At 63.7% G+C, this 13,766-nt stretch carries 12 protein-coding genes; 7 read left to right on the top strand and 5 right to left on the bottom strand.

Translation table 11 applies throughout. The annotated features are described in order from the left end of the window. Window positions 1–8: 8 nt before the first annotated feature. The 4 genes from metH to AC0L15_RS26580 form a co-directional block, all read right to left on the bottom strand. A complete protein-coding gene (gene metH, locus AC0L15_RS26595) occupies window positions 9–3,818 on the bottom strand; it encodes a methionine synthase (RefSeq protein ID WP_287247659.1) in 3,810 nt (1,269 codons plus the stop codon). A 114-nt stretch (window positions 3,819–3,932) separates the two neighbouring features. Beyond that, window positions 3,933–4,133 (bottom strand): hypothetical protein, encoded by a 201-nt coding sequence (locus AC0L15_RS26590; protein WP_287247660.1) that lies wholly within the window; start codon window positions 4,131–4,133, stop codon window positions 3,933–3,935. A 23-nt stretch (window positions 4,134–4,156) separates the two neighbouring features. Continuing rightward, a complete protein-coding gene (locus tag AC0L15_RS26585) occupies window positions 4,157–4,651 on the bottom strand; it encodes a hypothetical protein (RefSeq protein ID WP_287247663.1) in 495 nt (164 codons plus the stop codon). A 155-nt stretch (window positions 4,652–4,806) separates the two neighbouring features. Next, window positions 4,807–5,589, bottom strand: coding sequence for a hypothetical protein (locus AC0L15_RS26580; protein ID WP_287247665.1), 783 nt, complete (start codon window positions 5,587–5,589; stop codon window positions 4,807–4,809). A gap of 150 nt (window positions 5,590–5,739) precedes the next feature. Between AC0L15_RS26580 and AC0L15_RS26575 the strand changes: the two genes are divergently transcribed. Genes AC0L15_RS26575 through AC0L15_RS26550 form a run of 6 tightly spaced genes read left to right on the top strand, consistent with a single transcriptional unit; the run spans window position 5,740 to window position 11,786 of the window. Continuing rightward, window positions 5,740–6,366 (top strand): DUF4129 domain-containing protein, encoded by a 627-nt coding sequence (locus tag AC0L15_RS26575; protein ID WP_287174317.1) that lies wholly within the window; start codon window positions 5,740–5,742, stop codon window positions 6,364–6,366. After that, window positions 6,363–7,655: a DUF4350 domain-containing protein gene (locus tag AC0L15_RS26570; protein WP_353813076.1), complete on the top strand. Its 1,293-nt coding sequence runs from the start codon at window positions 6,363–6,365 to the stop codon at window positions 7,653–7,655. The genes AC0L15_RS26575 and AC0L15_RS26570 overlap by 4 nt, the downstream gene beginning before the upstream one ends. Then, entirely contained in the window at window positions 7,642–8,598 is a 957-nt protein-coding gene (locus tag AC0L15_RS26565; RefSeq protein WP_287247668.1) for an AAA family ATPase, read from the top strand. Before AC0L15_RS26570 ends, AC0L15_RS26565 begins: the two co-directional genes overlap by 14 nt. Further along, a complete protein-coding gene (locus AC0L15_RS26560) occupies window positions 8,595–9,905 on the top strand; it encodes a DUF58 domain-containing protein (protein ID WP_287247669.1) in 1,311 nt (436 codons plus the stop codon). Before AC0L15_RS26565 ends, AC0L15_RS26560 begins: the two co-directional genes overlap by 4 nt. After that, the gene (locus AC0L15_RS26555; protein WP_287247670.1) at window positions 9,902–10,933 is read left to right on the top strand and encodes a stage II sporulation protein M; all 1,032 of its coding nucleotides are present in this window, start codon (window positions 9,902–9,904) and stop codon (window positions 10,931–10,933) included. The genes AC0L15_RS26560 and AC0L15_RS26555 overlap by 4 nt, the downstream gene beginning before the upstream one ends. Further along, a complete protein-coding gene (locus AC0L15_RS26550) occupies window positions 10,920–11,786 on the top strand; it encodes an RDD family protein (protein WP_287247671.1) in 867 nt (288 codons plus the stop codon). The genes AC0L15_RS26555 and AC0L15_RS26550 overlap by 14 nt, the downstream gene beginning before the upstream one ends. 15 nt (window positions 11,787–11,801) lie before the next feature. Here the strand turns inward: AC0L15_RS26550 and AC0L15_RS26545 are convergent, their stop codons facing one another. Continuing rightward, window positions 11,802–12,488 (bottom strand): D-lyxose/D-mannose family sugar isomerase, encoded by a 687-nt coding sequence (locus AC0L15_RS26545; RefSeq protein WP_287055365.1) that lies wholly within the window; start codon window positions 12,486–12,488, stop codon window positions 11,802–11,804. Window positions 12,489–12,634: 146 nt separating this feature from the next. On the opposite strand from AC0L15_RS26545, the gene AC0L15_RS26540 reads away from it, so the two are divergent. Then, the gene (locus tag AC0L15_RS26540; RefSeq protein ID WP_287247674.1) at window positions 12,635–13,693 is read left to right on the top strand and encodes a D-TA family PLP-dependent enzyme; all 1,059 of its coding nucleotides are present in this window, start codon (window positions 12,635–12,637) and stop codon (window positions 13,691–13,693) included. Window positions 13,694–13,766 lie beyond the last annotated feature (73 nt).

The raw sequence follows: 13,766 nt of genomic DNA, 5'->3' as shown, positions 1-13,766 counted from the left end.
CTGCTGCCTTACTGCGCGGCTTCGGCGAAGGGGGTCGGCACATAGTTGAGTATAGGGCCGAGCCAGCGCTCGACCTCGGCTAGCGGCATGGCCTTGCGGCGCGCATAGTCCTCGACCTGGTCGCGCTCGACCTTGGCCACGCCGAAATAATAGCTTTCGGGATGCGACAGGTAGATGCCGGACACGGAGGAGCCCGGCCACATCGCAAAGCTCTCGGTCAGGCTGACGCCGGCGTTGCGCTCGCCGTCGAGCAGGCGGAACAGCGTCGCTTTCTCGGTGTGGTCGGGCTGCGCCGGATAGCCGGGCGCCGGGCGAATACCGCGATAGGGTTCGCCGATCAGCTCGTCCGGCGCCAGATCCTCATCCGGCGCATAGGCCCAGAACTCCTTGCGCACCTTCTCGTGCAGGCGTTCGGCGAAGGCTTCGGCGAAACGGTCGGCCAGCGCCTTGACCATGATCGACGAGTAGTCGTCATTGGCACGTTCGAAGCGCTCGGCGATCGCCGCTTCCTCGATGCCGGCGGTGACGATGAAGCCGCCGAGATAGTCGGCCTTGCCGCTGTCCAACGGCGCGACGAAATCCGACAGCGCGACGTTCGCCTTGCCGTCGCGCTTGGTCAGCTGCTGGCGCAGCGTGAAGAAGGTCGCCAGCTCCCGCGACCTGGCATCGTCGGTGAACAGCCTGATGTCGTCGCCGACGGTATTCGCTGGCCAGAAGCCGATGACGCCCCTCGGCGCGAACCATTTTTCCGCGATGATCATTTTCAGCATCGCCTGGGCGTCGTCGAAGAGCTGGCGTGCCGCCGGCCCTTGCGCCTCGTCGTCGAGGATTTTGGGAAAACGCCCCTTCAGCTCCCAGGTCTGGAAGAAGGGCGTCCAGTCGATATAGCGCGCGAGCTCGGCCAGATCCCAGGCTTCGAAGGTTTTCAGGCCGAGGAAGGACGGTTTTGGCGGCACGTAGGCCGACCAGTCGATCCGGTGGGCGTTGGCCCGCGCCTTGGCCAGCGGCAGGCGCTGCTTGTCGGCTTCGCTGCGCGCATGCGCATCGGCGACCTTCTTGTATTCGGCGCGAACGTTGTCGACATAACCGCCCCTGGTCTCGTTCGACAGAAGTGCCGACACCACGCCGACCGCGCGGCTGGCATCGGCGACATAGACCGTCTGGCCACTGATATAGCGCGGATGGATCTTTACTGCGGTATGCACGCGGCTGGTCGTAGCACCGCCGATCAACAGCGGAATGTCAAAACCCTCGCGCTCCATCTCGGCGGCCATGTGCGCCATCTCGTCGAGCGAGGGCGTGATCAGGCCGGACAGGCCGATGATGTCGACCTTCAGCTCGCGCGCCGTCTGCAGGATCTTTGCCGCCGGCACCATGACGCCGAGGTCGATGATCTCGTAATTGTTGCAGGCCAGAACCACGCCGACGATGTTCTTGCCGATGTCGTGGACATCGCCCTTCACCGTCGCCATCAGTATCTTGCCGGCGATCTGGCGCTCGCCGGTGTCGACGCCTTTGGCGGCATTCGCCAGCTTCTCCGCCTCCATGTGCGGCAGCAGGCCGGCGACGGCCTGTTTCATGACGCGGGCGGATTTCACCACTTGCGGCAGGAACATCTTTCCCGCGCCGAACAGATCGCCAACGACGTTCATGCCGGCCATCAGCGGACCTTCGATGACATGCAGCGGACGCAGGGCGGCGCGCCGCGCCTCGTCCGTGTCCTGGTCGATGAATTCGGTGATGCCGTTGACCAATGCGTGCGAAATGCGCGGCTCGACCGGCCAGTCGCGCCAAGCGAGATCGCGTTCCTGCGCTTCCTTGCCCGCCGTGCCCCTAAAACGTTCGGCGAGTTCCAGTATGCGTTCGGTCGCGCTGCCGCCGCCCTTCGGCTGACGGTTGTTGACGACGTCCTCGCAGGCTTCGCGCAGTTCGGGATCGATGGTGTCATAGACGGCAAGCTGTCCGGCGTTGACGATGCCCATGTCCATGCCGGCCTGGATGGCATGGTAGAGGAACACGGCATGCATGGCCTCGCGCACCGGCTCGTTGCCGCGAAACGAGAAGGAGAGGTTCGACACGCCGCCCGATATGTGGACATGCGGAAGCGTCGCGGTGATCTGCCTGGCGGCTTCGATGAAGTCGACGCCGTAATTGTCATGCTCGTCGATGCCGGTGGCGATGGCGAAGATGTTCGGATCGAAAACGATGTCCTCGGGCGGGAATCCGGCCTGCTCGGTCAACAGTCTGTAGGCGCGGGTGCAGATTTCGACCTTGCGCGCCTGGGTGTCGGCCTGACCATCCTCGTCGAAGGCCATGACGACCACCGCCGCGCCATAGGCGCGGACGAGCTTCGCATGGTGCAGAAAAGCCTCCTCGCCCTCCTTCATTGAGATGGAATTGACCAGCGGCTTGCCCTGCACGCATTTCAGGCCGGCTTCGATGATCTCCCATTTGGAACTGTCGATCATCACGGGAACGCGGGCGATGTCAGGCTCGGCGGCGATCAGGTTGAGATAACAGACCATTGCCTGCTTCGAATCGATCAGGCCTTCGTCCATGTTGATGTCGATGATCTGCGCGCCGTTGGCGACCTGGTCGCGGGCGATTTCGAGCGCCGCGGCATAGTCGCCCGCGGTGATCAGCTTCCTGAATTTCGCCGAGCCGGTGACATTGGTGCGCTCGCCGACATTGACGAACGGAATCTCGTCGGTCAGCGTGAACGGCTCGAGCCCCGAAAGGCGCATCTGCGGCTCGATGTCGGGAACAGCGCGCGGCGGATATTTCTTCACGGCCTGTGCGATGGCGCGGATGTGGTCGGGCGTCGAGCCGCAGCAGCCACCGACGATATTGACCAGGCCGTCGCGGGCGAAATCCTCGATCTGCGCAGCCATGAACTCCGGGCTTTCGTCATATTGGCCGAATTCGTTGGGCAGGCCGGCATTCGGATAGGCGCAAACAAAGGTGTCGGCGACGCCGGATATTTCGTCCAGATGCGCGCGCATGGCTTTGGCGCCCAGCGCGCAATTGAGGCCTATCGTGAACGGGTTGGCGTGGCGGACCGAATGCCAGAAAGCCGTCGGCGTCTGGCCCGACAGCGTGCGGCCGGACAGGTCGGTGATCGTGCCGGAAATCATCACCGGCAGACGCACGTCCTTCTCGAGGAAGATCTCTTCAGCCGCGAAGATTGCCGCCTTGGCGTTCAGCGTATCAAAAATGGTCTCGATCAGGATGATGTCGGCGCCGCCGTCAATGAGACCGTGCAGCTGCTCGCGATAGGCAAGGCGCAAGTCGTCGAAGGTCACGGCGCGGTAGCCGGGATTGTTGACATCGGGCGACATCGAGGTGGTGCGGTTGGTCGGCCCCAGCGCACCGGCGACGAAACGACGCTTGCCGTCCTCCTGCTCAGCCCTTGCCGCTGCCCTGCGCACCAGCCGTGCACCGTCGCGGTTCAGCGCGTATACCGCATCCTCCATGCCGTAATCCGCCTGGGCGATGGAGGTCGAGGAGAAGGTGTTGGTTTCAAGGATGTCCGCCCCGGCGATGGCGTATTGATAGTGAATCTCCTCGATCGCCTTGGGCTGCGTCAGGATCAGCAGGTCGTTGTTGCCCTGCTGATGGCAGGCGCACTCGGCGAATTTGTCGCCACGGAAGTGGTTCTCGTCGAAGCCCAGGCCCTGGATCTGCGTGCCCATGGCGCCATCGAGGATGAGGATGCGTTCGCGCGCCGCCGCCGTCAGCGCAGCAAGCACTTCCGAACCGTCGGGCTTGGCCGCGACGGGGCCGAACAGGTCGTCCAGCGACGATGGGTTTTGCGACATATTTCGTCCTCAGGGCGACGGTCGCGCTTAAGCGACATAAAGACATCTTTATGTGAGTATACGGGATTTGTCTGCTGCTGTCACCCCTGCCGCCGGGAATGCTACCCGCCGGCACTACAACGCCGGCTGCGCAGTCTTCGCTGATGCCGCCCTGAGCAGCATCCCGAACAGGTCGCTCGGCTCGTCGGGGTCATTTCCGACAGCAGCACCGGGTAATCGTTGTGGACATCGGCGAGAGAGGGCGCGGCCATCGTCGATCAGGCAATCGCCGACGTGAGCGCCGGCAAGGTCTCCGACGCGGATCGATTCGTTCATGATGTGGTAGGCGACCTCTCGCGTCAGGAGAAGATCTCCGCCAGTTCGTCGACGCTGGTGCCTTCCCTAACCTGCCGCAGCTCGACATAGCTGACTGCGGTGGCGATCGACATCACCATAGACGTTACACTCGTCACCAATGCATCCACCACCGCACCCACTATCCCCCTCCAAACAGCGCGGTTGCAGTGCCGAGCGCCAACTCGATGGCAATGGCGATAATGATCAGGATAATGAACAGGCCGAACAGCGCCCAGCGGCTTCCCCTTGGTCAGATCGTGGCTGCGGGCCATCGAGCCGAATACGCCGAGCCGCTCTTGCACCAGTGCCGGCACCGCGACCGACCAACGGAGCGCCAACATGATGCCAGGCACAATCAGCAGGATAAAACCGAGGCCCACGCCTAAACCAACCAACAGGGCAATGGCGAACGTCGGCAGGAGGAAGGAGACTGCTCTCGCGATGCAGTCACCGAACGAAGGCTGCTTGCCGTTCAGGTCCTCGATGGTGGCGCGCACCAGTGACGCCTGAACGGCGTTACGGCCGATGACGGCAAGCTGTCGTTGAAAACCCTGCCGATGCGAAACTTGTCCGGTCGTTCCAGTGTCGTTGAAGACATGATGTAACCCGTCCAGTCCAGGCGGATCCTGATGCGATGAACGCGGCCTTGCCGCTATGAGAAGATTTCCGCCAGTTCGTCGACGCTGGTGCCTTCCTTGACCTGACGCAGTTCGACATAGCTGACCGCCGTGGCTACCGACAGCACCATAGAAGCCACGGTCGACAGCATGGTTGCCGCCACATCGGCGACGATTCCGTCTAGCAGGAGAACGATACCCGCCATCACCGACTGAATGACCATCGTGATGATCATAAGGATAAGGAAAAGACCAAATAGCGCCCAGCGGCTGCCCTTGGTCAGGACGCGGCTGCGCGACATGCTGCCGAGCACACCTAGGCGCTCCTGTATCAGAACTGGAATAGCCACCGACCAACCAAGCCACAATATGATTCCGGGGACCAGCAGAGCTAATGAAGCAAGGCCCGCCCCCAGCACTACGAGCAGGCCGATCCCCAGGGTTGGGAGCAAATAGCGGATGGCTATCTGGATGCAGTCGCCAAAGGACGGCCGTTTGCCGTTCAAATCCTCGATCGTCGCCCGCACGAGTGCCGACTGGAGCAGCAGCGACAGGATAAAGGATACTAATCCGGCGGCAATGCCGACGGAAGAATTCCAAAACATCATACTAGGATCGGCCACCGCGGTCGGGTCGCCCAGTGCAGTCCCGCTCAAGGTCGATTCGGTCCAGAGTCGGAGAACTGTCGCCGGCAGACCTGAGAACAGCAGCGCGAGTCCAAGGTACAGACCGATATTGCGGCTGATGACAGCAAAGCTGTTGTTGAAAACCCTGCCGATGCGAAACTTGTCCGGCCGTTCCAATGTCGTTGAAACCATGATGCGTCCCCCGCTTAATCACCGCATATCGGCTGGTGATCCCCGCATCAAATGTGCCAACATTGGAGATCGACGTCTAGCCCACTTGCAATTGCCGTTGTGCATTGCCAGTGTCGACTGGGGACCACAGGTTGCAGGGGACAGTTGGCAGTGGCACAGCCAGGCACAGCGGAAGCCGAATGGCTGGCAAGAGCGCATGAGCAGTTGATCTCGGATAAGTCGATCCAGTTCGACCTGCCGGCCTATGTACCGCCTCAGCCGCCTGACTGGCTGAAGCCGCTGCTGGACCTGTTGTCGTCGCTCGGTCCCTATATGATCTATCTGTTCTGGGGCGCGGTGCTATCAGGTGTCGCGATTATCCTGCTCCTGGTCTTCCTCGAGATGAAAGGTATCGCCTGGCGCCTGCCTTGGCAGCGCGCACGGCGCGAAACCGACGCGGAGGAAGCATGGCGTCCCGACGCCGGCGCCGCGCAGATCCTGCTGTCGGAAGCCGACGCGCTGGCCGCGCGAGGCGACTATGACGAAGCGGTTCATCTCCTGCTTCGCCGCAGTGTCGCCGATATTGCCGGCCGGCTGCCGGATTTTTTGCGCCCGTCGCTCACGGCGCGCGACATCGCCGCTGCTGCTTCGGTTCCCGCCAAGGCCCGCGCGGCGTTTGCCGAGATCGCACGCATCGTTGAAGCCGCATTGTTCGCGCGCCGGCCGGTCGGCGCCGAAGGCTGGCGGCAAGCACGCGGCGCCTATGAGCGGTTCGTCTTCCGGGATGCCTGGATATGAGCGCTGCGACGGTCGAACCAGCGGCACAGGAACCGTTCAATCGAAGAACGCTGTTTTGGGGCATTTTCGCCAGCCTGCTTGCGGCAGCGGGTTTCTTCCTGCTGTCCACCTATGCGCCCGACTTCCGGCAACCCGGCAATGGCAGCGCCACGCCGCTGTCGAAAAGCGGCGTCGGCTATGCCGGCCTGGCGGAATGGTTGCGGCTCACCGGCGAGACGCCAGCCATGGCGCGGACCGATCAGGATCTCGGCACCGACATGCTGCTGATCGTCACCATTTCGCCAGAGAGCGATCCCGCCGCGCTCGACCACATCCTCGAACTTCGGCAGGACCTGAATACCCTCTTCGTGCTGCCGAAATGGCAAACCCTGCCGCTGGAAGAGCACGAAGGTTGGAAGATGAAATTCGGGCGATTGCCCGATCCCGTGGTGAACCAATGGCTCGGCCGGATCGCCAATGCAAAGATCGGCGTCGGCCAAAGCACGGTGCAGCAACTCGACATCGAGGGCCAGCTTGTTGCCGCCCCCGATGAATTGCAGTGGGTGGCGGACGAGCATCCAATCATAGCAGCCGGCAACAACAAGGCTGTGCTCACCGAAGTGGACGGCAAGCCCTTTTATGTCCTGACTGACCCCGACCTGATCAACAACGCCGCGATTGGGAATCCCGACAAGGCGGCAGCCGCGCTCGAACTGATCAGCCGGCTTCAATCCGGAATCAGTCCGTCCTGGTCCAATTTCAAACTGCCCGACCCTGACCAACTCGGCGACGCCGCATCCGAAAATCCAGATAAGAGAGCCCGCGCACAGCCGGTCATGTTCGATCTCACGCTGCATGGCGTGGGGCGGAAATACGACCTTGCCAAGCTGCTGGTCGAACCGCCGTTCCTGGCGCTGACACTGACGATCCTGGCCGCGACGGCGCTGGCTTTCCTGCGCGGCCTCGGCCGTTTCGGCCCGCCGCGCGCCGAGCAGCGCGCCATTGCCTTCGGCAAGCGTGCGCTGGTGGATACGACGGCCATGCTGTTGCGGCGCGCCGGGCGGCTCGAGGAACTGGGAGGCCGTTACGCGGCCTTGATGCGGGTGCGCGCCGGCGCACTGCTGGGAGCGCCGCAGGGGCTGCAAGGCGAAGCGCTCGACCGCTGGCTCGATTCTCGCGATAAGGACGAAGTCAGCGGATTCACCGCGCGGGCGCAAGCCGCCGGCGAGGCGAAAAACCTGACACAAATGCACGAGGCAGCCGAGCGGCTGCACGATTGGACGGCAAGGAGGCTCGGTGAACGTCGGTGATGTGAAGGCCCTGGCGACACGGATCAGGGAAGAAGTGGCCAAGGCGATCACCGGACAGCACGACACGGTCGACCTGATGCTGACCGCCCTGTTCGCCGGCGGGCATATCCTGCTGGAAGGTCCTCCGGGCACGGCCAAGACAATGACCGCGCGCTGCTTCGCGCAGGCTCTGGGTGTCGCCTACGGGCGCATCCAGTTCACGCCGGACCTGATGCCTGGCGATATCGTCGGATCGAACATCTACAATTTCCAGACTGGACAGTTCACCCTGACGCGCGGTCCGATCTTCTGCGATCTTTTGCTTGCCGACGAGATCAACCGCACGCCGCCCAAGACACAGGCAGCACTTCTGGAGGCGATGCAGGAGCATGCGGTCACCTTCGACGGCACCACGCATTCGCTGGGCCGCAACTTCATGGTGGTCGCGACCCAGAACCCGATCGAGCATCAGGGTGTCTATCCCCTGCCCGAAGCACAGCTCGACCGCTTCCTGTTCAAGCACCGGGTCAGCTACCCCGGTCTCGAGGAGGAACGGGCCATCATCATCCATCATGGCGGCGGCTCCGCCTCGCACGACATCGCGCAATATGGCATCAAGGCCCAGACGGATCGCAAGACACTGGAGAAGGCACTCGAAACCGTCGGCTCCGTCACCCTCGTCGACGACGTCGTCGGCTACATCGCGGCGCTGGTGCGCGCCACACGCGACACCGCCGATTTGGAGGTTGGCGCCAGTCCACGCGCGGGCGCCATGCTGGCCAGGGCGGCGCGGGCGCGGGCAGCGCTCGACGGCCGCGCTTATGTGATCCCAGACGACGTCAAGGCGCTGGCGGTGCCGGCGCTGCGCCATCGCGTCATCCTGTCGCCGGCCGCGCAGATCGATGGCCGGCTGGTCGAGCAGATCGTCTCCGACCTGGTCGACCAGACGGAAGCGCCGCGTTGATCTATCCCAGCGGCCGAGCGGTATGGACGGCTGCGGCAGGCGCGGTGCCGGCCTTCCTGGTCGCGCTGGCGCTGCCGTCATTGTGGTATCTCGGATTGTTCTGGATCTGCCTGCTGCTGGCCTTCCTGGCGGTGGACGCCGCGGCCGGACGCGGGCGGGAATCGTTGGCCGCCAGCCTCCAAGCGCCACCGCAGGTCGGTGTCGGCGGCCAGTTCAGTGTCCATGTCGTCGCCCGTTTTCCAGGCCGGACGCCGACCCTGGAGGCGCGCGTCGGTCATGATGAGCGCCTGGCGCCGATCGGCGGAACCGGCGGACCCCTGGCTGCCACAAAGGATGGCGGATCGCTCGACCTGCGGTTCCAGGCGCTGCGGCGCGGCATCGCCAGCTTCGATCGTCTGTGGCTGCGCTGGCGCGGGCCGTTCGGACTGGTCTGGAACCAGGTCGTCCTGCCGATGGAAAGCAAGGTGGCAGTGTTGCCCGACGTCCGCAGCGCCCGCGACCAGGCGATCACGCTGCTGCAGCGCAACGCCCTGCCCGACGGGCATGCGCAGCGCCGGGCCGGCCCGGGTCGGGAATTCGAGGCGCTCAAGGATTATCAGCCCGGCATGGGCCGGCGGATGATCGACTGGAAGCGCAGCGCTCGCCACGGCAGGCTTCTGGCGCGCGAGTTCCGTATCGAGGAGAACAACAATATCGTGCTGGCGATCGACAGCGGACGCCTGATGTGCGAGCCGGTCGACGGCCTGCCGAAGGTGGACCGGGCGGTGGCGGCAGCCTTGCTGTCGGCGTTCATTGCTCTCAAGGGCGGCGACATGGTCAGCCTGTTCAGCTTCGATGCGCGGCCGCGCGTCGCCAGCGGCGCGGTGCGCGGCTCGGCCAGCTTCGCGATGATCCAAAAGCGGGCGGTTGAGATCGACTATTCCAACGAGGAGACCAATTTCACCCTGGCGCTGACCACACTTGCGGCGCGGCTCGACCGGCGCTCGCTGGTCATCATCTTCACCGACTTCGTCGATCCGATCAGCGCGGAATTGATGCTGCGCACCGTCGGCCGGCTCACCGAACGGCATCTGGTGCTGTTCATGATGATCAGGGATGTCGAATTGGAGAGCTTGGCCGACATGCCACCTTCATCAGGCGAGGATGTCGCCCGCGCCGTCGTCGCCGGCGGGCTTTTGCGCGAAAGGCAGGTCGTCATCGGCCGGTTGCGGCTGCTCGGCGCGCATGTGATCGAAGCCGACCATCAAAGGCTGGGGCCGGCGCTGGTCGAGCGCTACCTGCAGTTCAAGCGCGAGGATTTGTTGTGACTGCGCCAGTTCCCGGCGATGCTCGACGCGGCGATGCCGTACGCCAGTCGCTGGCCAGCTTCCGTCGGGAGCGCGAGGCCGACTGGAAGGCGTTCGAGGCGCTTCTCGCCCGCGTCGAGAAAAACGCGCCCCGAACACTGTCGGAAGAAGAGTTGCTGTCGCTGCCGCTGCTCTACCGTTCGGCATTGTCTTCGCTTTCGGTGGCGAGAGCGACATCCCTCGACAGCGCACTGATCGCCTATCTCGAATCCCTGTCGCTGCGGGGATATTTTTATCTCTATGGGGCACGCCGCGGACTACCGCAGCGTGTTGGCGATTTCTTCCTGCACGACTGGCCCGGTGCCATCCGCGATTTGTGGCGCGAGACGCTGGTGTCGGTGGCGCTGATGTTTATCGGCATCGGCGCCGGCGCCTGGCTGGTAGCGTCCGACAAGGGCTGGTTCGACGCGATCATCCCGTCGGGCCTGGCCGCCGGCCGTGGCCCCGACGCTTCGGCCGAGATGCTGCGCAGCATGCTTTATGATGGCGACAATGGCTTTCTCTCAGGCTTTGCCGCTTATCTTTTCACCCACAACGTCCAGGTCGCAATCCTCGCCTTCGCCCTTGGGTTTGCTTTCGCCGTGCCGACGGTGCTGCTGATGCTGTTCAACGGTTGCATGCTGGGTGCGATGTTCCAGGTCTATTGGGCAAAGGGGCTTGGCATGGAACTTGGCGGCTGGCTGGCCATTCACGGCACCACCGAATTGTTCGCCATCGCACTGGCCGGCGCTGCCGGCATGCGGATCGGCACGCGCATCGCCTTTCCCGACGAGTTGACCCGCATGACGGCAGCCGCCCATGCCGGACGCATCGCAGCGACCGCGATGGTCGGCGTTTCGGTCATGCTGCTGTTTGCCGGACTGCTCGAGGGCATCGGCAGGCAGACGATCACCAGCGACGTCACCCGCTATGCCATTGGCAGCGGCATGCTCGCACTGTGGATCGGCTACTTCTACCTGTTCCAGGTGGTGCGCAATGGCGACCGCTAGACGCGCTGCGCTGGCGACAATGCGCTCGCTGATCACGCCTGAAGGTGTCGACCTTCAGATCAAGCTGGCCGACGCCGGCACACGGGCGGCCGCTTTCCTGCTCGATGTCGTGTTTATCGCCACGGCTGCAATCGCCGTCACGATTGTTGCGATCTTTGGAGTAACCGGTTTCGGCACTGATAGATTGCAGCCGCTTTTCATCGTCTGGATCATCGCGATCTTTTTTCTGCGAAACGTCTATTTCATCGCCTTCGAGGCGGGCCGGCGCGCGTCGACCCCCGGCAAGCGGATCATCGGCATCAGGGTAGCGTCACGCAACGGAGCCGGCCTGTCGGTCGATCAGGTCATCGCCCGCAATCTGATGCGCGAGATCGAGGTCTTTCTGCCGCTGTCGATTATCGCCGGACGCGGTGGAATGGGCGTCGCCGATACGCTGACGACAGTTTTTGGGCTGGTATGGGCGCTGCTGTTCGCCTTGTTCCCGCTTTTCAATCGCGACCGGTTGCGGATTGGCGACCTCCTGGCGGGAACCTGGGTCGTCGAGGCCCCTAAGCGCACGCTGATGGAGGATCTGTCGGCACGAAAAGATCCGGTCGCCAGAACTTTTCAGTTCAGCCACGCGCAGCTCGATGCCTATGGCATCGCCGAACTGCACAAGCTGGAGGAGGTGCTGCGCCGCGACGACTATTTCGCGCTGCGGGCGGTGGCTGAGACGATCGGACGCAAGATCGGCGCAACGCCGCAGGCGTATGATGCCCGCCCGTTCCTGACCGCGTATTACGGCGACCTGCGAGCCCATCTCGAGCGAAAGCTGCTGCTGGGCAAGCGAAAGGAAGACAAGCATCAGCGTTAGGACCGAAGGGCTGCCTTACCCCACCCACTTCTCGTAGTCCGACACCAGGAGGTGCAGCGGCGCGACGTCCTCGTCGACGTCGGCGAAGCGGCCGATCGGCTCGCGGAAGACATTGTCGGTGAGATCGTCGTTGACGGTTGAAACCTCGCCGATCAGCACGTCCTTGCCCTCGGCCCAGAAGGCGTGCCAGACGCCCGGCAGCAGCGTGACGCTCTCGCCCGGATCGAGCTTCAAGAGCCCGCCCGCCGGCAGCCGGTGGATGGTCCCGTCGACCGGCACCGATACTTCCGCCTTCGGATCGATGCCGCCATCGCGATCGTGCATGAACAGCTCCAGCACCAGCTTGCCGCCGCCGCGGTTGATGATGTCCTCGGCCTTGATGTTGTGACGATGCATCGGCGACAGCTGATCCTTGCGCGAGATCATGATCTTCTCGGCATAGAGCATGCCCATGCCCTTCTTCATGTCCTCGTAGCGACCGTTGCGAACGGTGAACAGGAAGAGGCCGAGCTCGTCGAACTTGCCCTGGCCGTAATCGGTGATGTCCCAGCCGAGCCGCGAGGAGAAGATGGCCGACGAATCCTGCCGGCGCGCCTTCATCTGTTCCGGGGTCCAATAGGCGAAGGGCGGCATGATGTAGCCGAACGAACGGATGAAGGCATCGGCGTCGCGGATGATGTCGTTGATAGCGGAGCGTTTCATGGTTGTGGTTCCTTCCCATCGGCTTGGGCGATCTCCAAACCGAATAGCCGAACACCGATCCGGTGTCGACGTAAACCGCGTGCTGGCCTCATGACATCCGGGCCGATCAAGGCCATAAGTCCAGGCAAATCCCAGGGTGAAAATCCATGCCGAGCATAGACGACCTCGATACACCGGCGATCCTGATCGATGTCGACCGCGCCGAAGCCAACATCGCGCGGGCGCAGGCGCACGCCGACCGCCACGGGCTGAAGCTCAGGCCGCACATCAAGACCCACAAACTGCCTTACTGGGCCAAGAAGCAGATCGCAGCAGGTGCGGTCGGCATCACCTGCCAGAAGATCGGTGAAGCCGAGGTGATGGCCGATGCCGGGCTCACCGACATTTTTCTGCCTTACAATATTCTCGGCCGCGCCAAGCTGGAGCGTCTCAAGGCGCTGCATGGCCGCGTGACGCTGTCGGTGACATCAGACAGCATGGAGACGTTTGCGGGTCTCGCCGCCACCTTCACCGATCCAGGCCGGCCGCTACAGGTGCTGGTGGAGTGCGATACCGGCATGGGCCGCTGCGGCGTCCAGTCGGCCAGCGAGGCTGTCGCGCTGGCCAGGGAGATCGACAAGGCCAGGGGGCTCGCCTTCGGCGGGCTGATGACCTATCCGGCGGCAGGCCGCGCCGCCGAGGCCGAGACTTGGCTCGCCGATGCGCGCCAGGCGCTCGCCGCATCCGGCCTCGCCTGCGAACGCATCTCCAGCGGCGGCACGCCGGATTTGTGGCGCGCAAGCGAGGCTTCCGTCGTCACCGAGTACCGCCCTGGCACCTACATCTATCTCGACCGCTACCAGGTCGCCAAGGGCGTCGGCAGCCTCGACGATTGCGCGCTGACGGTGCTGTCGACGGTGGTCAGCCATCCGACGCCGACACGGGCCATCCTCGATGCCGGCAGCAAGGCCTTGTCCAGCGATACGCTGGGGCTGCCCGATTTCGGCGAATTGCTGGGTACTCCCGGCGCCACCGTCACCAGCCTCAGTGAGGAGCACGGCAACGTCACGCTTTCCGGCGACGCCAGGCTGCGTATCGGCGAGCGCGTGCGCATCGTGCCCGACCATTGCTGCGTTGTCACCAATCTGTTCGACGAAGTTCACTTGATCGCCGGAGAACAGGTGTTGGAGACGCTGCCGGTGGCGGCGCGCGGCCGCATGGGATGAGAAGCGGTCCGCGGAGCGGACGGAAAGCCAATTGCTTGGCTTTCGAGCTTTGACCCCCTGAGCCTGCGAGGGG

It is taken from the genome of Mesorhizobium sp. WSM4846, from assembly GCF_055811415.1.
Note: the sequence above shows the minus strand (reverse complement) of the source record. Positions and strands in the feature narration are given on the sequence as shown.

What these genes read in the sequence shown, in the direction of transcription:
- AC0L15_RS26550 (WP_287247671.1), top strand. Translation starts at nt 10,920, where the DNA reads ATGGCGACCGCTAGACGCGCTGCGCTGGCGACAATGCGCTCGCTGATC.
- metH (WP_287247659.1), bottom strand. Translation starts at nt 3,818, where the DNA reads ATGTCGCAAAACCCATCGTCGCTGGACGACCTGTTCGGCCCCGTCGCG.
- AC0L15_RS26540 (WP_287247674.1), top strand. Translation starts at nt 12,635, where the DNA reads ATGCCGAGCATAGACGACCTCGATACACCGGCGATCCTGATCGATGTC.
- AC0L15_RS26570 (WP_353813076.1), top strand. Translation starts at nt 6,363, where the DNA reads ATGAGCGCTGCGACGGTCGAACCAGCGGCACAGGAACCGTTCAATCGA.
- AC0L15_RS26545 (WP_287055365.1), bottom strand. Translation starts at nt 12,488, where the DNA reads ATGAAACGCTCCGCTATCAACGACATCATCCGCGACGCCGATGCCTTC.
- AC0L15_RS26590 (WP_287247660.1), bottom strand. Translation starts at nt 4,133, where the DNA reads ATGAACGAATCGATCCGCGTCGGAGACCTTGCCGGCGCTCACGTCGGC.
- AC0L15_RS26580 (WP_287247665.1), bottom strand. Translation starts at nt 5,589, where the DNA reads ATGGTTTCAACGACATTGGAACGGCCGGACAAGTTTCGCATCGGCAGG.